Here is a 22,024-nt window from a genome sequence, read left to right as displayed (position 1 = left end):
GTGCTCGTCGCGCTGCTGGCGCTGGCGTGGGTCGGCGCGTGGCGCGCACGCCGCCATGCGTTTCCGGCGCCGCGCGCGGCCTGAACCCGTGCGGGCGACGGCCGCGTCAGGCCGCCTTCGCGGCGAGCGCGGCGCGCGCGCAGGCTTCGTCGGTGACGAGCCCCGACAGCCAGCCGCCGCGCAGCGCGGCAATCACCGCGTCGTGTTTCTTCGGGCCGCCGGCGAACGCGATCGTCGGCAGCTTCGGCGGCGTGGCGAGCGCGACGCTCGTCACGCGCGCGCTGGTCGACACGGTGATCTGCGTGCCCTGCGCGTCGATCGGCACGCCGAGCAGTTCGGCCACCGCGCCGAGCGCGGTCATCTCGTCGCGCTCCTGTTCGGTGATGAAGCCGTCTTCGTAGAGCGGGCAGTGCGGGCCGATGTTGCCGATCCCGACGAACGCGACGTCGGCCTCGCCCGACAGCGCCTCGACGATCCGGTACAGCCGGTGATTGCACCACTGCGCGCGCTCGGCGTCGCTATCCGCGAACAGCGGCGCGGGCAGCAGGAAGTGCTTGCTGCCGGTTTTCTCGGAGATGTACTGCGCGACGTCGTAGCGGTTCGACGAGCCGTCGGCCGCGATCGCGCCGACCATCGACACGAGCCGGTGCTGCGGGCGGTCGATCTGCGCGATCTGCGCGACCGCGGCCTTCAGCGTCCGGCCGCTGCTGACCGCGATCACCATCGGCCGTGTTTCGTTCAGGTAGCGCTCCATCACCTGCGCGCCGGCGACCGCGAGCTTGCGGTCGATCGCGTCGGGCGCATCGGCGTCGACGGGCACGACCTCGCACATCGCGAGGCCGTAGCGTTTCGACAGCTGCGCGCCGAGATCGAGGCAGTCGGCGAGTCGATGGTCGACGCGCACGCGGATCAGGTTCTTCTCGACCGCGAACGCGACGAGGCGCTGCGCGACGGGGCGCGACACCTGCAGTTTTTCGGCGATTTCGTTCTGCGTGTCGCCCGCGACGTAGTAGAGCCACGCGGCGCGCGTGGCGAGATCGAGTTTTTCTGAGGACTTGGACACGATAGCGATTCGGTTCGGATCTGGGGGCCGCCCCGCGGGCCGGCCGGCGGGCCGCATGACGGCATCCACTGTAACGCATGTCGCGCGCACGGCCGGCGGCCGGTCGCGTAAGCGCGGCGCCTACGCGAGCCGTGCGCGCGACGGTTCGTACAGCGGCCGCACGTGACGGTACAGCGTGCGGAACGCATCGAGGCGTTCGCGCAGCCGCGCATGGCGGGCGGCGTCCGGTGCGTATTCGGCGCGCACCGGCGGTTTGGTCAGCACCGTCTGCGGATCGCCGCCGACGGCCAGCCAGCCGAGCCGTGCCGCGCCGAGCGCCGCGCCGGTTTCGCCGCCGCCGTGCTGACGCGTGCGCACGTTCAGCGCGTCCGCGATCAGTTGCGCCCAGAACGCGCTGCGCGCGCCGCCGCCGATCAGCGACAACTGGTCGGTCTCGACGCCGGCCGCGTGCAGCGCGTCGAGGCCGTCGGCGAGGCCCAGCGTCACGCCTTCGAGTACCGCATAGCCGAGGTGCGCGCGGTCGGTCGCGTGCGTCATCCCGAAGAACACGCCCTGCGCGTACGGATCGTTGTGCGGCGTGCGCTCGCCCGACAGGTAGGGCAGGAACAGCGGGGCGGCGGCGAGCGCGTCGGGGTCGAGCGCCTCGACTTCGGCGAGCAGCGCAGGCTCGTCGGTGCCGGTCAGCTTGCAGACCCAGCGCAGGCAACTCGCGGCCGACAGCACGACGCTCATCAGTTGCCAGCGATCGGGAATCGCATGGCAGAACGCATGCACGGCCGACGCGGGATTCGGCATGAAGCGGTCGCCGACCACGCTCAGCACGCCGGACGTGCCAAGCGACACGAAGCCGTCGCCCGCGTGGATCGCGCCGATGCCGAGCGCGCTCGTCGCGTTGTCGCCGCCGCCGCCCGCGACCAGCACGGCCTCGGACAACCCCAACTCGCGTGCGACGTCCGCACGCAGCGTGCCGGATGGCGCATTGCCCTCGACGATGCGCGGCATCTGCCCGCGCGTCATCCCGCACGCGGCGAGCAGCGCATCGGACCAGTCGCGGCGCGCGACGTCGAGCCACAGCGTGCCGGCCGCGTCCGACGGATCGGACACTTTCGCGCCGGTCAGCCGGAAGCGCAGGTAGTCCTTCGGCATCAGCACGCACGCGGTCGCCGCGAACACGTCGGGTTCGTGCTTCGCGACCCACAGCAGTTTCGGCGCGGTGAAGCCGGGCATCGCGAGGTTGCCGGCCAGCGCATGGAGATCGGGGGCGCGTTCGGTGAGCAGCGCGCATTCGTCGGCGCTGCGCATGTCGTTCCACAGGATCGCGGGGCGCAGCACGCGATCGTCGCGGCCGAGCAGCACCGCGCCGTGCATCTGGCCCGACAGGCCGATGCCGCGCACCTGCGCGAACGCCTGCGGGTGCCGTTCGCGCAGCGCCGCGAGCGCGGCGAGCGTGCCTTGCCACCAGTCGTCCGGATGCTGTTCCGCCCAGCGCGGATGCGGCCGCGACACGCTGAACGGCGAGCCGGCGGTGCCGACGACCGCGCCGTCCGGGGCGAGCAGCAGCACCTTCACTTCGGAGGTGCCGAGGTCGATGCCGAGATACATGAGCGATCCGTTCGGTCAGTGAGGAGCCGCTACTTTAGCCGTGCCGCACGGCCTGTGCCAAGCGGGTTCGCCCGGCTGCGCGGCCGGGCGCCGCGCGCGGGTCATCAGCGGGCGGTGAGCCAGGCGTCGACGCGCGCGAGCCCGGCGCGCAGCGCGTCGAACAGCGCCGCGTTGCCGGCGAGCGAGCCCCACAAGGCGCGGCTCGCGCACAACGCGACGACCGGGTCGTCGGCTTCGACGATCGCGCGTGCGCTGCCGTCGTCCATCACGCCGTCCTGGTACGCATATGGCAGCGTGCCGCGCGCCCAGCGTTCGAGAAAGCGCAGGAACAGCGCGGGCAGCACGGCGGTGGCGACGGGTGCCGCGCCGCGAGCGAACGATTCGACGAGCGTCGGCGCGATGAAGCCGGGGATCTTCGAGAAACCGTCGGCCGCGACCCGCTGGTTCGTGTCGAGCACGTACGGATTGCCGAAGCGCTCCAGCACGACGTCGCGATAGCGTGCGAGATCGAGCGGGCTCGGCGTGAGGCACGGGATCACGTCCTGCGTCACGTAGTCGTGCGCGAAGCGGCGGATCGCCGGGTCGTGCGTGCCTTCGTGGATGTAGGTATGGCCCGCGAGCGTGCCGGCCCATGCGATGCAGCTGTGCGTCGCGTTGAGGATGCGGATCTTCGCTTCCTCGTACGGATGCACGTCGTCGACGAGTTCGGCGCCGGCCAGCTCCCAGCGCGGGCGACCGGCCGCGAAGCGGTCCTCGATCACCCACTGGATGAACGATTCGCCCATCACCGGGCACGCGTCGTCGATGCCGGTGGCCGCGAGGACGCGCTCGCGCACGTCGGCGGTCGGGCGCGGCGTGATGCGGTCGACCATCGCGCTGGGCGTCGCGACGTGCGCATCGAACCATGCGAGCAGGCCGCCTTCGCCGCGCCGTTCGAGGAATTCGCGCATCCCCGCGCGAAACCGTGCGCCGTTGTTGCGCAGGTTGTCGCAGCTTTGCAGCGTGAGCGGCCCCGCGCCGCGCTTCACGCGTTCGGCGAGCAGCGCGGCGAGCGCGCCGTACAGCGTCGTGCGTGCGCCCTGCAGGTCGGCGGCGAGATCGGCGTTCGCGATGTCGAGCCGGTTGTGTTCGTCGAGGTAGTAGCCGCCTTCGGTGACGGTGAACGACACGATCCGGCAGGCCGGATCGGCGCCGGCGTCGATCAGCGCGGCGAGGTCGATCGACCACGGCAGCACGCGCGTGATCGCACGGATCGTCTCGTACGCGCGCTCGCCTTGCGGCGTGACGGTTTCGAGCGTGTACGCACCGTGCTGCGCGGCGAGCGCGTCCATCGTCGCGCGCATGTCGTCGCGGATGTTGCCGACGGTTAGCGACCAGCGTTCGTCGGCCGGCACGGCCGCGTTCACGCGATGCAGATACCACGCCTGGTGCGCGCGGTGAAACGAGCCCGCGCCGATGTGCAGCAGCACGGGCGCGTGGGCGGCGGGCGATTCGCTCATCCGGTGTCTCCTGTTCCAGCCTGTCTATCCTGCCGAATACGATCTTTTGCTCTTTGTGTGAGCGAATGATCGTATTCAGGCGGACGAAAGTCAAGGCGGGGACACGGCATTTCGATGGTGCGCTGCGGCGCCGTGCGGGCAGGGCGGGCGCGGGGAGCCGCTGGAAAAGGGCGTCAGCGCCCTTCGCGCGTGAGTGCGACGAGTTCGTCGAGCAGCTTGCCGGTCGGCCCGGGGAGGATGCCGTGACGGCGCCGGAACGCGGTGAGCGTGCGCACTGCGACGACTTCGCGCACGGGCAGCGTGTCGATCGTGCCGGCGCGTCGTTCCGCCCCGTACATCGGTTCGGCCATCCAGCAGAGGAATCCCGCATGCGCGACCAGGCTTTTCAGCGTCGTGACCGAGCGCGTCTCGACCGCGATGTCGGGCAACGGCAGCCCGTGTGCGTCGAAGGTCGCGCGCATGTGGTCGAACGGCGCGGTGCCGCGCGGCGGAATCGCCCAGCGTGCGTGCAGCGTATCGGCGAGCGTCGGCGGGCGGCCGAGCACGCGCAGCGGATGGTGCGGCGCCGCAACGATATGGCTGCGGTCTTCCCAGCGGCACTCGGGAATCGCGACGATCTCGTCGGTATCGGGCCCGTGCGCGGACAGCGCAAGATCGATCTCGTGCTTGATCAGCCCTTCCGCGAGCCGGTCCCACACGCCTTCGATGATTTCGACGCGCAGGTTCGGCCAGCGATCGAGCACGCGGCCGACCGCGACCGGCAACACGAGGCTCGCGATGCTGCCCACCGTGCCGACCTTGATCGTGCCCTTCGCGAGCCCGCGCATCGCGTCCAGTTCCTCGCGCGCATGCTCGGCCTCGTGCTGCAGCAGCGTCGCGTGCGGCAGCAACGCTTCGCCGAACGCGGTGAGCTGCACGCCCTTCGAATGGCGTTCGAACAGCGGCGCGCCGACCTGATCCTCGAGCCGCTTCAGGATCCGGCTCAGCGCCGGCTGCGTGACGTGCAGCGCGTCGGCCGCGCGGCCGAGGCTGCCGCACGCGACGATCGTGGTGAACGCACGCAACTGTCGGAGATCGAAAGTCATGCTGGAACGTAATGGCTTTGCGCAAAAAATACAGTATCCGTGAATGGCTTGCGCTTCGATACTGTGGAAACCGCCAAGCCATCGAGGAGACGCCCGAGCATGTCCGGCACCCCGTCCCAATCCGCCGCACCCGTCACGGTCCGCGACGCCGTGATCGACCTGTTCCGCCAGTTCGGCATCGACCGCGTGTTCGGCAACCCCGGCTCGACCGAGCTGCCGATGTTCCGCGACTTCCCCGCCGATTTCCGCTACGTGCTCGGCCTGCAGGAGGCCGTCGTGGTCGGGATGGCCGACGGTCACGCGCAGGCCACCGGCAATGCGGCGGTCGTGAACCTGCATTCGGCGGCGGGCGTCGGCAACGCGATGGGCAATCTCTTCACCGCGTTCAAGAACCGCTCGCCGCTGATCGTCACCGCGGGCCAGCAGGCGCGCGCGATTCTGCCGTTCGATCCGTTCCTCGGCGCGACGCAGGCCGCCGAGCTGCCGAAGCCGTACGTGAAATGGAGCATCGAGCCGGCGCGCGCGCAGGACGTGCCGGCCGCGATCGCGCGGGCGTACCGCATCGCGATGCAGGAGCCGCGCGGCCCCGTGTTCGTGTCGATTCCGGTCGACGACTGGGATCAGCCGGCCGAATTGCTGCCGCGCCGTGACGTGAGCAGCATCGTGCGGCCCGATCCCGACGCGCTTGCGCGACTTGGCGACGCGCTCGACGCGGCGCGCCGCCCGGCGTTCGTGGTCGGCGCGGCCGTCGATCGCGCGGGCGCGTGGGACGACGTCGTGCGCGTCGCCGAGCGGCACCGTGCGCGCGTGTACGTCGCGCCGATGTCGGGGCGCTGCAGTTTTCCGGAGGATCATCCGCTGTTCGCCGGCTTCCTGCCCGCGATCCGCGAGAAGATCGTCGCGCGGCTCGACGGGCACGATCTCGTGTTCGCGTTCGGCGCGCCTGCGTTCACCTATCACATCGAGGGCTTCGGCCCGCACGTGCCGCCGGGCGCGACGCTCGTGCAGCTCGTCGACGATCCGGGCGTCGCCGCGTGGACGCCGTCGGGCGACGCGGTGGTCGGCAATTTGCGGCTCGCCGCGCGCGATCTGCTGGCGCGGCCCGCGCCGCCCGAGCGGCCGATGCCCGCGCCGCGCGCGCCGCGGCTGCGCGTCGACGCGCCTGCTGCCGGCGAACGCATGTCGGTCGCGTTCGCGCTGCAGACGCTCGCCGACGTGCGCGACGCGCACGACATCGTCGTCGAGGAGGCGCCGAGCGCGCGGCCGGTGATGCAGGAACATCTGCCGTTCACGCGCAGCGGCACGTTCTACACGATGGACAGCGGCGGGCTGGGCTACGGGATGCCGGCCGCCGTCGGCGTCGCGCTCGCGCAGCCGGGCCGACGCGTGATCGCGCTGATCGGCGACGGCTCGAGCCTGTATTCGATCCAGGCGCTGTGGAGCGCCGCGCAGTTGAAGCTGCCGATCACGTTCGTGATCCTGAACAACCGGCGTTACGCGGCGCTGCAGGATTTCGCGCCCGTGTTCGGCTTCGGCCCCGGCGACCCGGTGCAAGGCACCGATCTGCCCGACCTGGATTTCGTCGCGCTCGCGCAAGGGATGGGCTGTCGCGGCGTGCGCGTCGCCGAAGCGGCGAGGCTGCGCGACGCGCTGACCGACGCGCTGCGCGCGGCGACGCCGGTCGTCGTCGAAGTCGAGATTGCGTGACGCGCCGCGCGCGTCTTTCCGGAGATTCCATGCAAACCGTAGCGATGCTGATCGGCGGCGAACGCCGCCACTCGTCCGGCGGCGCGACCTTCGTGCGCCGCAACCCGCTCGACGGCGAAGTCGCGTCCGAAGCGCCCGCGTGCACCGTCGACGATGCGCGCGCGGCGGCCGATGCGGCTGCCCGCGCGTTTCCCGACTGGGCTGCGCTCGGCCCCGGCGCGCGGCGCGCGTTGCTGCTGAAGGCGGCCGCCGCGCTCGAAGCGAAGCACGAGCAGTTCGTCGCCGCGATGGCGGCCGAGACGGGCGCGTCCGCGCTGTGGGCCGGCTTCAACGTGCAGCTCGCGGCGAGCGGGCTCGTCGAGGCCGCGTCGTTGACCACGCAGGTCGGCGGCGAGCTGATTCCGTCCGACGTGCCGGGCTCGCTCGCGATGGGCGTGCGGCAGCCGGCCGGCGTCGTGCTCGGCATCGCGCCGTGGAATGCGCCGGTGATTCTCGCGACGCGCGCGCTCGCGCTGCCGCTCGCGTGTGGCAACACGGTCGTGCTGAAGGGCTCGGAACTGTGCCCGGTCACGCACGGGCTGGTCGTCGAGGCGCTGCAGGAGGCCGGACTGCCGCCGGGCGTCGTCAATTTCGTGACGAATGCGCCCGACGATGCGGGCGCCGTCGTCGACGCCCTGATCGCGCATCCGGCCGTGCGCCGCGTGAATTTCACCGGCTCGACGCGGGTCGGGCGGATCGTCGCCGAAGCGTGCGCGCGTCACCTGAAGCCGTCGGTGCTGGAACTCGGCGGCAAGGCGCCGTTCGTCGTGCTCGCCGATGCCGATCTCGACGCGGCGGTCGCCGCGGCTGCATTCGGCGCATTCGCGAATTCCGGGCAGATCTGCATGTCGACCGAGCGCATCGTCGTCGACGCCTCGATCGCCGATGCGTTCGTCGCGAAGCTCGTCGACAAGGCCGCGTCGCTGCCGCTCGGCGATCCGCGCCACGGGCCCGTCGTGCTCGGTTCGCTGATCGACACGAGGGCCGTCGAGCGCTGCAACGCGCTGATCGATGATGCGCTCGCGCACGGCGCGACGCTGCGGTGCGGCGGCCGGGCCGACAGCACGCTGTTTCCCGCGACGCTGCTCGACCACGTGACGCCGGCGATGCGCATCTACGCGGAAGAGTCGTTCGGCCCGGTGAAGGGGATCGTGCGCGTCGACGGCGAGGAGGCCGCGATCCGCTGCGCGAACGACAACGCGTTCGGGCTGGCGTCGGCCGTGTTCAGTCGCGACGTCGCGCGGGCGCTGCGCGTCGCGGCGCGCATCGAGGCGGGCATCTGTCACGTGAACGGCCCGACCGTGCACGACGAGGCGCAGATGCCGTTCGGCGGCGTGAAGGACAGCGGCTTCGGCCACTTCGGCGGCAAGGCCGGCATCGCCGCGTTCACCGACCTGCGCTGGATCACCGTGCAGACGGCCCCGCGCCACTATCCGTTCTGACGAGGCGCCGACGATGAGAATTGCAATTCTGGGCGCGGGCGCGATGGGCTCGCTGTTTGGCGGGCGGCTCGCCGAAAGCGGCGAAGCCGTCACGCTGATCGACGTGAACGATGCGCATCTCGATGCGATCGGCCGCGACGGGCTGCGCATCGACGACGACCGCGGCGACCGGCGCGTTCGCACGCTGCAGGCCGTGCGGCCGGAAGCCGCGAATGCGCACGCGGCCGCAGCACTCGACACACCGTTCGACCTGCTGATCGTTTTCACGAAATCGCTGCATACGCGGGCGGCGCTCGACGGCGTGCGGGCGCTGCTGAGCTCGGACACGTTCGTGCTGACGCTGCAGAACGGGCTCGGCAACGTCGAGACGCTGAACGCGTTCGTGCCGCTCGAGCGCATCCTGGTCGGCGTGACGACGTGGCCGGCCGATGCGGCCGGCCCTGCGCACGTGCGCTCGCACGGCGCCGGCACGATCCGGATGATGACGGCCGACGGCGCGGTACGTCCCTTTGCGACAGCCGTAGCCGACACGCTGTCGCGCGCGGGGCTCGCGTGCACGCTCGACGCCGACGTATGGGCCGCGATCTGGGAGAAGGTCGCGTTCAACGCGGCGCTCAACACGCTGTGCGCGACGACGGGCTGCACCGTCGACCAGCTCGGCCATCATCACGACGGGCCGCGGCTCGCGCTCGCGATCGCGGCCGAGACGGCCGCCGTCGCGCGCGCGAAGGGCATCGCGGTCGACGGCGAGCGCATCGCGCGCAACGTCGAGCATGCGATCCGCGACCATCGCGGCCATCGCCCGTCGATGCTGCAGGACGTGCTCGCGGGCCGTCGCACCGAAATCGATGCGATCAGCGGCAAGGTCGTCGCGGCCGCGCGTGAAGCGGGCGTCGCGGTGCCGCATGCGGAGACGCTGCTCGCGCTGGTCCGCTTGATCGACGCACGGACGAATTGAGCAACAGGCCAGCGGCCGGCTGGCGCCGCATGACGATACGGATGCCGCGCCCGCGGGGCGATGGCGCCGGATCGTGAAGGGTGGGACGAGACACCGGCGCCGATCGATGGGCGCCGCTCGACTGCACAGCATGAGATTCGGGCACGCGTGCGCGCGCCAGCCCGGACAACCGGAGACGCCATGAAAACCATTGAATGCCGTTGTCTTGTCGCGCACCGTTCGCGCATCTTGCCGCCGCCGCGCGGTGCATCGGAGGCCGCATGAGCACGCCCGACGCACTGAATGAACGGCCGTCGTCGATCGACATCGGCACGACGCTCGACGACGGCCCGTTCACGCTGATGCAGCGCTGCGTGGTGCTGCTCGCCGCGCTCGCGATCGTGCTCGACGGCTTTGACGGCCAGTTGATCGGTTTCGCGATTCCGGTGCTGATCCGCGAGTGGGGCATCACGCGCGGTGCGTTCGCGCCGGCCGTCGCGGCGGGACTGGTCGGGATGGGTATCGGCAGCGCCTGCGCGGGGATCGTTGCGGACCGCTACGGCCGCCGCCAGGCCGTGATCGGCAGCGTGTTCCTGTTCGGCATCGCGACCTGCGCGATCGGGTTCGCGCCCGACGTCGCGACGATCGCGATGCTGCGTTTTTGCGCGGGGCTCGGGATCGGCGGCGCGCTGCCGACGGCCACGACGATGACCGCCGAATACACGCCCGCGCGGCGCCGCACGATGATGGTGACCGCGACGATCGTCTGCGTGCCGCTCGGCGGGATGCTGGCCGGCCTGTTCGCGCACGAGGTGCTGCCGCGCTACGGCTGGCGCGGGCTGTTCTTCGCGGGCGGCGCGTTGCCGCTCGTGCTCGGCTTCGTGCTGGTGCGCGCGTTGCCCGAATCGCCGCGCTATCTCGCGCGGCGCCCCGCACGCTGGCCGGAACTCGGCGCGCTGCTCGCGCGGATGCAGCGGCCGGTCGCACCGGGCACCGTGTTCACCGATACGAAGGACGCCCGTGCGCCGGGCAGCCGCGGCGGCTTCGGCGCGCTGTTCGCGAGCGGCCAGGCGCGCGACACGATCGCGCTGTGGTGCGCGTTCTTCATGTGCCTGCTCGCCGTGTACGCGGCGTTCAGCTGGTTGCCGACGATGCTCGCGGCGAGCGGGTTGAGCGTGTCGGTCGCGGGCTCGGGCCTCACCGCGTACAACCTCGGCGGCGTGATCGGTGCGCTGCTGTGCGCATGGGCGATCGCGCATGCGGGGTCACGCTGGCCGCTCGCGCTGTGCAGCATCGGCGGCGCGGCGAGCGCGGTATGGCTGATGGGCGTCGATGCCAGCCGCCATACCGGCTGGCTGATCGTCGGGCTCGGTCTGCACGGGTTGTTCGTCAACGCGGTGCAGTCGACGATGTATGCGCTGTGCGCGTACATCTATCCGACGGCCGTGCGCGCGACGGGCACCGCGAGTGCGCTCGCGTTCGGTCGGCTCGGCGCGATCCTCAGCGCGTTCGCGGGCGCGATCGTGATCACGGCGGGCGGCGCGGGTGCGTACCTGACGATGCTGGCCGTCGCGATGGGGGTGGTGTGCATCGCGCTGCTCGCGATGCGGCGGCACATTCCGCGGCTGTCGCGCGCGGCGGCGCAGCCGCGCGAAGGGGAGGCGCTCGCCCGCACGTCGTCGTGATCGTCGTGACGGCGGGCGCGTGGCGTGCGTTACAGCGTGGTGCGCACGTGCCAGAGCTCGGGGAATAGCACGACGTCGAGCATCTTGCGCAGGTACGGCGCGCCGCTCGTGCCGCCGGTGCCCTGCTTGAAGCCGATGATGCGCTCGACCGTCGTCACGTGACGGAAGCGCCACTGGCGGAACGCATCCTCGAGATCGACGAGTTCCTCGGCCATCTCGTACAGCTCCCAGTGCTGCTGCGGATGACGATAGACCTCGAGCCACGCGGCCTCGACCGTCTCGTCGTGCCGCGTCGGCTGGGTCCAGTCGCGCTCCAGCCGCTCTGCCGCGATCGGGAAGCCGCGCCGCGCGAGCAGTCGCACGACTTCATCGTAGAACGACGGCGCCTCGAGCGTCGCGCGCACCTGTTCGAGGATGTCGGGCCGGTGCGCATGCGGCTGCAGCATCTGCGCGTTCTTGTTGCCGAGCAGGAATTCGAGCTGACGATACTGGTACGACTGGAAGCCGGACGACTGGCCGAGGTACGGGCGCATCGCCGAATACTCGGACGGCGTCATCGTCGACAGCACGTTCCACGCCTGCACCAGTTGCTCGAGGATGCGCGACACGCGTGCGAGCATCTTGAACGCCGGCGGCAGCGCGTCGGTGCGCACCGCATCGAGCGCGCCGCGCAATTCGAACAGCGCAAGCTTCATCCACAGCTCGCTCGTCTGATGCTGGATGATGAACAGCATCTCGTTGTGATCGGGCGACAGCGGATGCTGCGCGTCGAGGATCGAATTCAGCGACAGGTAGTCGCCGTAGCTCATCGACTTCGAGAAATCGAGCTGCGCGTTGTGCCAGCCGGCTTGAGCGTCGGCCTCGCCCGGCACGTGCGGGGCTTCGTGCGGGGCTTGCGCCGGTTGTGCGGCGCGTGCGCCCGAGAACGGGCAGCCTGCCGGCGCGTCGCCGCCGGGGGGCTGCATATGACCAGAATTCACGACTATCTCCAGATTTGAATGACGAACGCGTGGCGCGCTTCGCATGCAGCTGCGGCATGCAACGGCGGCGCGCCGCGCAAAACCGGTCAGGTCACCGCGCCGCGTTCGGCGAACTCGGGTGCCTTCCACGCGTCGGTGGCGAGGATGTCGCGCAGCGTCTCGACCGCATCCCACACGTCGGCGAAGCGCGTATAGAGCGGCGTGAAGCCGAAGCGCAGCACGTACGGCTCGCGGTAGTCGCCAATCACGCCGCGCGCGATCAGCGCCTGCATCACTTCGTAGCCGTGCGGATGCTCGAAGCTCGCCTGCGAGCCGCGCTGGTGATGCGCGCGCGGCGTGACGAGCTTCAGCGACAGGCCCGCGCAGCGCGCTTCGACGAGCGCGATGAACGCGTCGGTCAGCGCGAGCGACTTGCGGCGGATCGCGTCCATGTCGGTCTGCAGGAACACGTCGAGCCCGCATTCGACCATCGACATCGACACGATCGGCTGCGTGCCGCACAGGAAGCGCGCGATGCCCGGATCGGGCGCGAAGCCCGGCTGCATCGCGAACGGCGCGCGGTGGCCCCACCAGCCGGACAGCGGCTGCGAGAAATGCGCGAGATGGCGTTGCGGCACCCACACGAACGCGGGCGAGCCGGGGCCGCCGTTCAGGTACTTGTACGTGCAGCCGACCGCGCCGTCCGCGCGCGCGCCGTTCAGGTCGACCGGCACCGCGCCGGCCGAGTGCGCGAGATCCCACAGCATCAGCGCGCCGGCGTCGTGCACCAGCTGCGTGACGGCCGGCATGTCGTGCATGTAGCCGGTGCGGTAGTTCACGTGCGTGATCATCGCGACGGCCGTGTCCGCGCCGAGCGCGCCGGGCAGGTCGGCCGGATCGTCGATCAGGCGCAGCTCGTAGCCGCCGCCGAGCTGCTCGATCAGCCCCTGCGCGATATACAGGTCGGTCGGGAAATTCGAGCGCTCCGACACGATCACCCGGCGCTCGGGCGCGCGCTCCGCCTGGTGGCGCAGCATCGCCGACAGCAGCTTGAACAGGTTGATCGAGATGGTGTCGGTCACGACCGTTTCGCCGGGCGCGCCGCCGATCAGCGTCGCAAGCTTGTCGCCGAGGCGGCGCGGCAGCGCGAACCAGCCGGCGGTGTTCCAGCTGCGGATCAGGCCTTCGCCCCACTCGGCGCCGATCACCTGCTGCGCGCGGGCGGCCGATGCGCGCGGCTGCGCGCCGAGCGAGTTGCCGTCGAGGTAGATCACGCCGTCGGGCAGCGCGAACTGGTCGCGCAGCGGGGCCAGCGGGTCGTCGCGGTCGAGCGCGAGCGCATCTTCACGGGTCTTGATCATCATGATGTGGGGTCGTAGGTCGGGTAATCAGGAAGCGTGCGCGGGCAGCGCGCGCAGCACCGCGCGCACGGGGCTCGCGTCGAGTGTCGCGAATTTGAGCGGCAGCGCGATCAATTCGTAGTCGCCGGGCGGCACGTCGTCGAGCACGATGCCTTCGAGGATCGCCATCCGGTGCGCGCGCACGCGGTGATGCGCGTCCATCGTCTTCGATTCCTGCGGGTCGAGCGACGGCGTATCGATGCCGATCAGCTTCACACCGTGCGCGGCGAGCAGGTCGACGGTATCGGGTGCGACCGCGCAGAAATTGCTGTCCCATTGTTCGACCGCGGCGCGCGCATACGTGCGCAGCAGCACGCGCGGCGGTACGCCGTCGAGCGCGGCTTCCACATCGGCCGGCCGCACGACCGGCGACGCGCCGATGCAATGAATCACGCGGCACGGGCCGAGATAGGTATCGAGCGGCACCGCGCCGATCGGCGCGCCGTCGGCATCGTAGTGCAGCGGCGCGTCGCAGTGCGCGCCCGTGTGCGGCGACAGCGTCAGGCGCGCGACGTTGACCGGCGAACCGGCCTCCATCCGCCATACGCGTTCGACGGCAACTGGCGTATCGCCCGGCCACACGGGGGTGGCGGGGCTGACCGGCGGCGAGATGTCCCAGAGTGTGTCCATGGCATGACGAAGCGTGAGTCGATCCTTCGAATGATAGGTGGACGCTCGCAGAAAGTGCTTGCGAAATAAACATGGACAATCCGCCGGATTGGCAGATAATTCGACTCAGAGGGAAAACGGGGACCAAAAATGCACGCGATCACGCTCGATGCCACCGACTGCCGGATTCTGGCGGTACTGCAGGAGGAGGGCAGAATCAGCAATCTCGACCTGGCCGAACGCATCTCGCTTTCGCCATCCGCCTGCCTGCGTCGCATGCGCCTGCTCGAGGAGCAGGGCGTGATCGAGCACTATCGCGCGTGCCTGAGCCGCGAGAAGCTCGGCTTCGAGCTCGAGGCGTTCGTGCAGGTGTCGATGCGCAACGAAGAGAATCAATGGCACGAGCGCTTCGCGGAAGCGCTGCGCGAATGGCCGGAGGTGGTCGGCGCGTTCGTCGTGACGGGCGAGAGCCACTATCTGCTGCGCGTGCTCGCGCACAACCTCAAGCACTATTCGGATTTCGTGCTGAACCGCCTCTACAAGGCGCCGGGCGTGATGGACATCCGGTCGAACATCGTGCTGCAGACGCTGAAGGACGAAGCCGGCGCGCCGGTCGGACTGGCGCGCACGGGGGCGATCAAAGCGGTGTGAGGCCGTGGAAGCCGCCGCCGTGGAACACGAGCGGCGGGGCCGTTTCCGATACCGCGCGCACGCCGCAGCGTTCCACTTCGCCGACGAAGATCACGTGGTCGCCTTCGTCGTAGCGGCTGCGGTTGTGGCATTCGAACCACGCGAGCGCGCCGTCGAGCACCGGCATTCCCGAGTTGCCGGCCGCGTGCGCGATCCCTTCGAAACGATCGCCCTTGTAGGTCGAGAAGCGCTTGCACAGGTCGAGTTGCGACGCCGCGAGCACGTTCACCACGTAATGGCTGTTGCCGCGGAACACCGGCGTCGACGCCGATTTGTGCGCGAGGCTCCACAGCACGAGCGGCGGATCGAGCGACACCGAATTGAACGAGCTGGCGGTGATGCCGATCAGCTGGCCGGACGGCGCGCGCGTCGTGATCACCGTCACGCCCGTCGCGAACTGGCCGAGTGCCTGCCGGAAGGCGGCCGCGTCGAAATCCGGCGGATTGGCGTGGCTCATCGGGCAGCCATCCGGAACGGGACGGGCGGGCGCGACACGACACGGGCGTGACGGGCGCGGCGGACGAAAAATGACAACGCGGTCGATTGGGAAGGGGTGCGCATGGCCCGATTTTAGCGGAATCGGGGCCGCCGGACCCGGTCGGGCGGCGCATCGCGACGGCAGGGTGACGTAGCGAACACTGCGGCGCGCAGCCGGCAGCGCCGTTCCGTCACGTTTTTTAACGGTGCGGCCATTCCATTCGGTGCCGCGTTGCGCGAACGGGTCCTCGCTGCCCGCACTATCGCGCCGCCGCCAGCCCGAGCGACAGCGCTCCCGTCACGATCAGGCTCGACGCCCACACCGCATCGAGATTGAACCAGCTCCGCGCCACGAACTTCAGCCCGAGATAGCGGTACACGAGCCACGCGAGCCCGCCGCCGGCGGCGATCATCGCGGCTGCATGCACGGCCGCGACGACAAGCGCCATGCCGAGATGCGCATCGACGAGCAGCGCCGCCGCGCGGTGGCCGGCATCCCGGTCGAGCCCGCACAGGCCGAGGTAGATCGGCACGAGCATCAGCCCCGCGCCGTGCGCGAGCGCGACCGCGAACGACCACAGGCCGAGCCGCGCCGGCGCGATCCGTGCAAGCGCCCGCGGATGCCGGCGCCGGATCAGCAGCACCGCGCCGAAGCCGATCACGAGCGCGCTCGCGCCGATCCGGATCGCCGTCTGCCACGCGAGCAGCGCGGCAAGCAGCCCGAACGGCAGCATCACCGCGAAGACGGCCAGCGCATGACCGAGCGCGAGATAGCCGAGCGCCGCGACGAGCGCGCTGCCGCGGCGCGTCATTAGCGCGTTCGATACCGCGAGCGGCCAGCCCATCGCCGGGTTGAGCCCGTGATAGACGCCGCTCGCGAGCACGGCCGCCCACAGCGCGAACGGCGCGTGAAGGCTGGTGCTCAACGCTTGACCGACGGATAGCAGAACGAGTCGGTCGAGCAGTCGCCGCCTTCGAGCCGGATCTGGTGCGCGCGATAGCCGTCGGGGAATTCGACCCAGTAGTCGTCGGCGAGCGTCAGCCCGCCGTCCGGCCCCGCGTGCGCGAGCACCTGCGCGGCCGGCACCCCGTCCGGATAGAACTGGTCGTCCCACGTCGAATAGAGCGAGTTGGTCCAGTACACGCGCCGGCCGTCGCGGCTGATCTCGACCATCTGCGGGCCGCCCGCGAACGTGCGGCCGTTCGGGTGCGGCGCACGGCGCGCGATGCCGCCGATGCGCACCGACCCCGCGAGCACCGGGTTGTGCGGGTCCGACACGTCGTACTGGCGCATCTCGCCGGTGCCCCAGCACGACACGTACAGGAAGCGGTCGTCGAGCGACAGGTCGATGTCGGTCACGAGCGGCGGCACCGCGCCGAATCCTTGCAGCAGCGGCGGCAGCTCGTCGGCCGTGGCCGGCTCGGCCGGGATCGTCGCGGTTTTCTTCACATGGAACTTGCCGCCTTCGCGCCACCAGGTCCAGATCGAGCCCTCGAGATTGGTCGTATCGACCACGACGCCGACGAACCCGTATTCGCGCACCGGGTCGTGCGCGGGCCGCACCTCGAGCGCCATCTGGTGCTGCGCGCCGAGATCGATCGTCTGCACGTTGCGCCGCGCGCGCAGGTCCCAGAAATGCAGCCGGTGCCCGTACTTGTTCGCGAGCAGATCCTCGGGGACGATCCCGTTCTCGAATTGCGGCGGCAACGCCCATTCGCTCGACACCATGTAGTCGCGCGGCAGGTTCCACCAGAAGTCGTAATGCTTGTCCTGCGGGCCGCGGTCGATCTCCCAGCGGCCGAGCACGTCGAAGGTCTCGCAATCCATGATGAAGATGCCGGGCGCGCCGTCGGTGCCGTCCTTGCCCGCGCCGCCCAGCGTGCTCACGTAGATGCCCTCGGGCCCGCAATGCACGGTGTGCGGCCGCGAATAGCCTGTCTTCGCGAAGATCTCGTCGGGCTCGATGATCTTGTGGATGCGCGCCTGCGTCGGGTGCGGCTTCGTGTCGATCACGTAGATGCGCGACGAGCGCAGGCCTGGGATGATCAGGAAGCGGCGCTCGAGGAACGCATGGCCGGTCAGCGGCGACAGCGACGACGAGCACGCATTCCAGCCGAAGTGATGAAATTCGTCGCCGGTGTTCGGCATCGTCACCGTATGCACGATCTTGCCGTACGTCGACGAGCCGGGCTTCACGTCGATCACGGCGAGCGCGTCGGGTCTGGAAAAATCGGGGCTCAGCAACAACGTATAGGCAAATTCCTCCGCCGGCGCCTGCATCGCAAGCTCGGGCGAAGCGTGAAACGTCGGGTCGGGCCGCATGCTCATGGTGATGTCCTCTGAATGGTGTCGAATCGTGGACGCACGGCCGTTCGTTGCGGGCGTGCGGACTGCGGTGGCCGCGCGGCGCGCATCATGCCGGCGCGGCGATCGGCCAGGCGGACGCCCGCGTCGGCGACGCGCGCGATGCCGTGCATCAGGTCGTGAAAGCGGGAAAAGGCGAGAGGTTGGCGCGCCGCGCACTCGGTGAACCGGGCGCGCGCCATCGCGATGGCGCGATGGATGTAGCGGCGACGGGGCCCGCGACGCGGGCGATGTCTGTTAAGGCGTGCATATCGATGTTCCGGCAGATGATGTGGGCATCGGGGTCGGGCATGCATCGGACGCTGCGCGGGTGCGACGGGTTGGCCGCCGCTTGCGCGTGCCTAAGTGTAGACGAGAAACACGCGGCGGGGCGCGTGCGGCGCCCTGTCCGATCTGCCAGTTGTGCGCACGAGTGAGATACTTGACGAAGTGCCGCTGCCTCCCGCCTCGCGGGGCGGGCAGCGGCGATGCGAAACGATGGCGCCGGCACTGGCGTGCCGGCTGCCGTCATCCACGAGGGACTGATTTCATGGGGAACGAGATGCTTGAAACCGCGACGCTCGGAGGCGGGTGTTTCTGGTGCACGGAGGCCGTGTTTCTCGACGTCGATGGCGTGACGGCCGTCCAGTCGGGTTATGCGGGCGGCCATACGCGCAACCCTGGCTATCGCGACATCTGCGAAGGCGACACCGGCCACGCGGAAGTCGTCAACGTGACGTTCGATCCGGCGCGCATCGGCTATCGCGAGATCCTCGAGATCTTCTTCGCGACGCACGATCCGACCACGCTGAACCGGCAGGGCAACGACGTCGGCACGCAGTACCGGTCGGTCGTGTTCACGCATTCGGATGCGCAGCGCGACACGGCGCTCGACCTGATTGCCGAGCTCGAACGCGAACAGGTGTTCGGCCAGCCGATCGTCACGCAGGTCGTGCCGCTCGACGGCAACTACTGGCCGGCCGAGGACTATCATCAGAACTATTACGCGCGCAACCCGGGGCAGGGCTATTGCTCGGTCGTGATCGGGCCGAAGCTCGCGAAATTCCGGCAGAAGTTCTCGCACCGGCTGAAGTCGCTGCGCGGCGCGTAAGCGTCGGCGGCGGCGGAAACCGCGGTCACGCCGCCTCGTTGCGCCACTGTGCGCACGCGGCGGCGATTTCGCGTGCGAGCGCGATGCACGACAGCGGCGCGGAGCCTTCCGCCTTGTTGTTGATCGTGATGATCACCGGCTGCCCGGCCAGCGCGTAGCGCGCGGCCAGTTCGGCGAGCGCCGAGCGGGTGGCTGGGTCTTCGTCGACGAGCTTGTCGAACGGCTCGTATTTCGCCTTCGCCTGCTCGTACTTGAAACCGCCGTGCAGGCTCCAGCGTACGATCAGCGGGCCCGGCGCGTCGCCGTCGAGCAGCGCGAGCGCGGCGGCCTGGCGCAGCGGGTCGGGCATCCGCGCGTGCAGGCCGACGCAGTAGCGCACACCGAGCGCGGCCAGCGCGCGGATGAAGCGCGGCGTGAGCAGGCTCGCGTCGCGGATCTCGATCGCGTAGCGCGTGCCGTCGGCATCCGGCGGCAGCGACGGCAGCGCCGCGAAGAACGCGGTGAGCCGGTCGATCAGCGCGGCCGGTTCAGCGAGCAGTTGGTCGGGCAGCGGCGAGAACTGGAACACCAGCACGCCGGCTTTGCGGCCGAGCCCGTCGAGGCACGGCTGGACGAATTCGCGGGTCGCGAGCTGGGCATCGAGGAAAGTCGGGTTCGGCCCGGACGGCTCGCCGCGCCGGCCGCGGATCACCGCGTCGGTCACCGCGGCCGGCGCCTTCACGACGAAGCGGAAATCGTCGGGCACCTGTTGCGCATAGCGCAGGTAGTCGGCCACCGACAGCGGGCCGTAGAACGACCGGTCGAGGCTCACGCTCCTCAGCAGCGGATGCGCGCCGTACGCTTCGAGCCCTTCGCGCGACAGCTTCGTCTGCGCGAAATCGCCGTCGTAGACGATGCCGTTCCAGCCGGGGAAGTACCACGACGACGTGCCGAGCCGTACGTTCGGCGGCAGGCCGGCCGCAGCGGCGGCGACGTCCGCCGAGATCGGCGCGGGAAGCACGCCGCGTTTGCGGCGGCCTTTCTTCGGCGCGGCGACCGGCGGGGACGGTTCGTCCCACAGCAGGCCGGACGACGGGACAGGTTCGTCGTCGTCGGCGGGTCGGGAGGTCGTACGGGCGGGCGGTGGTGCCGGTCGTGCGTCTTCCGGCGTGTCCGGCGTCACGTGCTCATCGGGGCTGGCGGGTTGCTCGTCGTCCGCTGGCGATGCGCGTGCGGCATCCGTCGGCATGCCGAACAGGTCGAATTGCCCGTCGGCGTGCGACTCGTCGGTGTCGTCGCGCTGCTGTCGTTGCGGCGGCGCCTTGCGCCGCGTCCTGCCGTCACCCATGCATGCCCAGCGTGATGCGCCGCCTAGCGCGGCAGCGCGTGTTCGTACATGTAGCGCCGCGACCACGGCAGCGTTTTCGCGCTGCGTCCGGCCTTGCGGCACACGATCTGGAAGATCGACACGTCGTCGTGCTCGAACGCATACGCGCAGCCGGCGAGATACACGCGCCAGATACGGAATTTTTCGTCGTCGACGAGCTTTCTCGCTTCCTCGGCTTTCGCTTCGAAATTTTCCGTCCAGATATCGAGCGTGCGCGCATAGTGCCGGCGCAGGCTTTCGACGTCAACCGCCTCGAGTCCGCCGCGCTGCGCCGCTTCGAGCGCGAGGCTGATGTGCGGCAGCTCGCCGTCCGGGAACACGTAGCGATCGATGAATTCGCCGCCGCCGAGCGCCGTTTCGCCGCTTTCCGCGTCGGTCGACGTGATCCCGTGGTTCATCGCGATGCCGTCGTCGGTGAGCAGGTCATGCACGCGCGAGAAATAGAGCGGCAGGTTCTTGCGGCCGACGTGCTCGAACATCCCGACGCTCGTGATGCGGTCGAACTGGCCTTCGATCTCGCGGTAATCCTGCAGACGAATCTCGATCTTGTCTTCGAGCCCCGCGGCCTTCACGCGCGCGGTCGCGAGGTCGAACTGGTTCTGCGACAGCGTCACGCCGAGACACGTCGCGCCGAACTTCTGCGCGGCGCGCAGCACGAGCGCGCCCCAGCCGCAGCCGATGTCGAGCAGGCGCTGGCCGGGCTGCAGCTGGATCTTCGTCAGGATGTGGTCGATCTTCTTGATCTGCGCGGTGGCGAGATCCTCGTCGCCGTTCTCGAAGTACGCGCACGAGTACACCATGTTCTCGTCGAGCCACAGCTGGTAGAACTCGTTCGAGACGTCGTAGTGGTACTGGATCGCCTTCTTGTCGGTGCTCTTCGTGTGATTGAAGTAGCGCTTCACGCGTGCGAGCTTGCTGGCGCTCGTCACGGTGCTGCGCGCGAGCGAGTAGCCGATGTTGATGATGTCCGACAGCTTGCCTTCGATGTCGATCTTGCCCTTCACGTACGCCTCGCCGAGATTGTCGAGGCTCGGTTCGAGCAGCAGCGGCAACGCCGACGCGCTGTTTACCTTCAGCGTGACCTGCGGCGCGCTGAAGGTGCCGAAATCGAGTTGATCGCCGTTCCACAGCACCAGTCGCGCCGGTATGTTCGCTTTCGCCCGTACTTCATCCGCCCACTGTGCCAGCTTCTTTTCCCAGAACATTTGGATTCTCCGTTTGTTCGTTGAATCGAATACAGCCAAGTATCCTGACCGGCGCCCGCCGCTTGCGGCGCGGGCACCCGGATGCAACACGAGACACGACCGGCGCGCACCGGCGCCGCGCTTACGGCGACAGGCGCGAGATCGTCCAGCCCGACGCCGCCGCGGCGTCGCGCGTATAGAGCAGGCGGTCGTGCAGCCGCGACGGGCGCCCCTGCCAGAACTCGATCGAGTCGGGCACGAGGCGGTAGCCGCCCCAGTGCGGCGGGCGCGGCGGGTTGTCGCCGTAGCGCTCGCTGACGGCCTTCTCGCGCGCCTCGAGCGTCGCGCGGCTGTCGATCACGGCGCTCTGCTCCGACGCCCATGCGCCGATGCGCGAGCCGAGCGGGCGCGACGCGAAATAGCGGTCGCTTTCTTCCGCGCTGGTTTTCTCGATCCGGCCTTCGATGCGCACCTGGCGCTCGAGCTCGATCCAGTAGAACAGCAGCGCGGCTTGCGGATGCACGGCGAGATCGTGACCCTTGCGGCTTTCGTAATTGGTGAAGAAGACGAACCCGCGTTCGTCGACGCCCTTGATGAGCACGATCCGGGCCGACGGCCGGCCGTCGGCGCCGACGGTCGCGAGCGTCATCGTGTTCGGCTCGGGCAGTTTGGCGGCGAGCGCCTCCTTGAACCAGCGATCGAACTGGGCGAAGGGGTCGGGGGCGGCATCGGCTTCGTCGAGCGAAGCACGTGAATAGTTGATGCGGAGATCGGCGAGAGTCGTCATGTTATGCAAACGCTTCAATCTGGGGCCAGTATAGCGAA

At 69.7% G+C, this 22,024-nt stretch carries 19 protein-coding genes; 6 read left to right on the top strand and 13 right to left on the bottom strand.

Annotated elements, in window-relative coordinates:
* Positions 1 to 106 precede the first annotated feature (106 nt).
* The 4 genes from JMF86_RS12860 to JMF86_RS12845 all read right to left on the bottom strand — a co-directional run bounded on the left by JMF86_RS12860 (position 107) and on the right by JMF86_RS12845 (position 5,249).
* Positions 107 to 1,120, bottom strand: a complete 1,014-nt coding sequence (locus JMF86_RS12860) for a sugar-binding transcriptional regulator (RefSeq protein WP_011546075.1) — start codon at positions 1,118 to 1,120, stop codon at positions 107 to 109.
* 63 nt (positions 1,121 to 1,183) lie between these two features.
* Positions 1,184 to 2,665, bottom strand: coding sequence for a xylulokinase (gene xylB, locus JMF86_RS12855; RefSeq protein WP_011546074.1), 1,482 nt, complete (start codon positions 2,663 to 2,665; stop codon positions 1,184 to 1,186).
* Between the two features lie 104 nt (positions 2,666 to 2,769).
* The gene (gene dalD, locus JMF86_RS12850) at positions 2,770 to 4,164 is read right to left on the bottom strand and encodes a D-arabinitol 4-dehydrogenase (protein WP_011546073.1); all 1,395 of its coding nucleotides are present in this window, start codon (positions 4,162 to 4,164) and stop codon (positions 2,770 to 2,772) included.
* Positions 4,165 to 4,337: 173 nt separating this feature from the next.
* Positions 4,338 to 5,249 (bottom strand): LysR family transcriptional regulator, encoded by a 912-nt coding sequence (locus JMF86_RS12845; RefSeq protein ID WP_011546072.1) that lies wholly within the window; start codon positions 5,247 to 5,249, stop codon positions 4,338 to 4,340.
* Between the two features lie 99 nt (positions 5,250 to 5,348).
* On the opposite strand from JMF86_RS12845, the gene mdlC reads away from it, so the two are divergent.
* The 4 genes from mdlC (at position 5,349) to JMF86_RS12825 (ending at position 11,059) form a co-directional block, all read left to right on the top strand.
* Positions 5,349 to 6,956: a benzoylformate decarboxylase gene (mdlC, locus tag JMF86_RS12840; RefSeq protein WP_011694386.1), complete on the top strand. Its 1,608-nt coding sequence runs from the start codon at positions 5,349 to 5,351 to the stop codon at positions 6,954 to 6,956.
* Between the two features lie 29 nt (positions 6,957 to 6,985).
* Entirely contained in the window at positions 6,986 to 8,437 is a 1,452-nt protein-coding gene (locus JMF86_RS12835; RefSeq protein ID WP_011546071.1) for an aldehyde dehydrogenase, read from the top strand.
* 13 nt (positions 8,438 to 8,450) lie between these two features.
* On the top strand, positions 8,451 to 9,395 hold the full coding sequence (locus JMF86_RS12830) for a ketopantoate reductase family protein (RefSeq protein ID WP_011546070.1): 945 nt from the start codon (positions 8,451 to 8,453) through the stop codon (positions 9,393 to 9,395).
* Positions 9,396 to 9,655: 260 nt separating this feature from the next.
* Entirely contained in the window at positions 9,656 to 11,059 is a 1,404-nt protein-coding gene (locus JMF86_RS12825) for an MFS transporter (protein ID WP_011546069.1), read from the top strand.
* Positions 11,060 to 11,088: 29 nt separating this feature from the next.
* Here JMF86_RS12825 and kynA read toward each other — a convergent pair whose 3' ends face one another.
* The 3 genes from kynA to kynB all read right to left on the bottom strand — a co-directional run bounded on the left by kynA (position 11,089) and on the right by kynB (position 14,048).
* On the bottom strand, positions 11,089 to 12,024 hold the full coding sequence (gene kynA / locus JMF86_RS12820) for a tryptophan 2,3-dioxygenase (protein ID WP_011546068.1): 936 nt from the start codon (positions 12,022 to 12,024) through the stop codon (positions 11,089 to 11,091).
* Between the two features lie 101 nt (positions 12,025 to 12,125).
* Positions 12,126 to 13,379 carry a kynureninase gene (gene kynU, locus JMF86_RS12815; RefSeq protein ID WP_233629292.1) on the bottom strand — a complete coding sequence of 418 codons (1,254 nt, stop codon included), beginning with the start codon at positions 13,377 to 13,379 and terminating at the stop codon, positions 12,126 to 12,128.
* 27 nt (positions 13,380 to 13,406) lie between these two features.
* On the bottom strand, positions 13,407 to 14,048 hold the full coding sequence (gene kynB / locus JMF86_RS12810; RefSeq protein WP_011546066.1) for an arylformamidase: 642 nt from the start codon (positions 14,046 to 14,048) through the stop codon (positions 13,407 to 13,409).
* 129 nt (positions 14,049 to 14,177) lie between these two features.
* Between kynB and JMF86_RS12805 the strand changes: the two genes are divergently transcribed.
* On the top strand, positions 14,178 to 14,678 hold the full coding sequence (locus tag JMF86_RS12805; protein ID WP_006477992.1) for an Lrp/AsnC family transcriptional regulator: 501 nt from the start codon (positions 14,178 to 14,180) through the stop codon (positions 14,676 to 14,678).
* Here the strand turns inward: JMF86_RS12805 and JMF86_RS12800 are convergent.
* The 3 genes from JMF86_RS12800 to JMF86_RS12790 form a co-directional block, all read right to left on the bottom strand.
* Positions 14,665 to 15,174 (bottom strand): flavin reductase family protein, encoded by a 510-nt coding sequence (locus tag JMF86_RS12800; RefSeq protein WP_006477993.1) that lies wholly within the window; start codon positions 15,172 to 15,174, stop codon positions 14,665 to 14,667. The genes JMF86_RS12805 and JMF86_RS12800 overlap by 14 nt on opposite strands.
* Positions 15,175 to 15,454: 280 nt before the next feature.
* Positions 15,455 to 16,120, bottom strand: coding sequence for a hypothetical protein (locus JMF86_RS12795; protein WP_011546065.1), 666 nt, complete (start codon positions 16,118 to 16,120; stop codon positions 15,455 to 15,457).
* A complete protein-coding gene (locus tag JMF86_RS12790; protein ID WP_011546064.1) occupies positions 16,117 to 17,523 on the bottom strand; it encodes a selenium-binding protein SBP56-related protein in 1,407 nt (468 codons plus the stop codon). Before JMF86_RS12790 ends, JMF86_RS12795 begins: the two co-directional genes overlap by 4 nt.
* 565 nt (positions 17,524 to 18,088) lie before the next feature.
* On the opposite strand from JMF86_RS12790, the gene msrA reads away from it, so the two are divergent.
* A complete protein-coding gene (msrA, locus tag JMF86_RS12785; RefSeq protein WP_011546062.1) occupies positions 18,089 to 18,649 on the top strand; it encodes a peptide-methionine (S)-S-oxide reductase MsrA in 561 nt (186 codons plus the stop codon).
* Positions 18,650 to 18,674: 25 nt separating this feature from the next.
* Here the strand turns inward: msrA and JMF86_RS12780 are convergent, their stop codons facing one another.
* The 3 genes from JMF86_RS12780 to pdxH all read right to left on the bottom strand — a co-directional run bounded on the left by JMF86_RS12780 (position 18,675) and on the right by pdxH (position 21,986).
* Positions 18,675 to 19,976 carry a DUF72 domain-containing protein gene (locus JMF86_RS12780; protein ID WP_011694384.1) on the bottom strand — a complete coding sequence of 434 codons (1,302 nt, stop codon included), beginning with the start codon at positions 19,974 to 19,976 and terminating at the stop codon, positions 18,675 to 18,677.
* A 23-nt stretch (positions 19,977 to 19,999) separates the two neighbouring features.
* Positions 20,000 to 21,220, bottom strand: a complete 1,221-nt coding sequence (locus JMF86_RS12775) for a cyclopropane-fatty-acyl-phospholipid synthase family protein (RefSeq protein WP_006477998.1) — start codon at positions 21,218 to 21,220, stop codon at positions 20,000 to 20,002.
* A 121-nt stretch (positions 21,221 to 21,341) separates the two neighbouring features.
* On the bottom strand, positions 21,342 to 21,986 hold the full coding sequence (pdxH, locus tag JMF86_RS12770) for a pyridoxamine 5'-phosphate oxidase (RefSeq protein WP_011546060.1): 645 nt from the start codon (positions 21,984 to 21,986) through the stop codon (positions 21,342 to 21,344).
* Between the last annotated feature and the right edge of the window lie 38 nt (positions 21,987 to 22,024).

This window comes from Burkholderia sp. E168m15 (assembly GCF_016586105.1).
Taxonomy (GTDB): Bacteria; Pseudomonadota; Gammaproteobacteria; order Burkholderiales; family Burkholderiaceae; genus Burkholderia; species Burkholderia orbicola.
The sequence above is the reverse complement of the archived record's forward strand: the minus strand, read 5'-3'. Positions and strand labels throughout refer to the sequence as shown.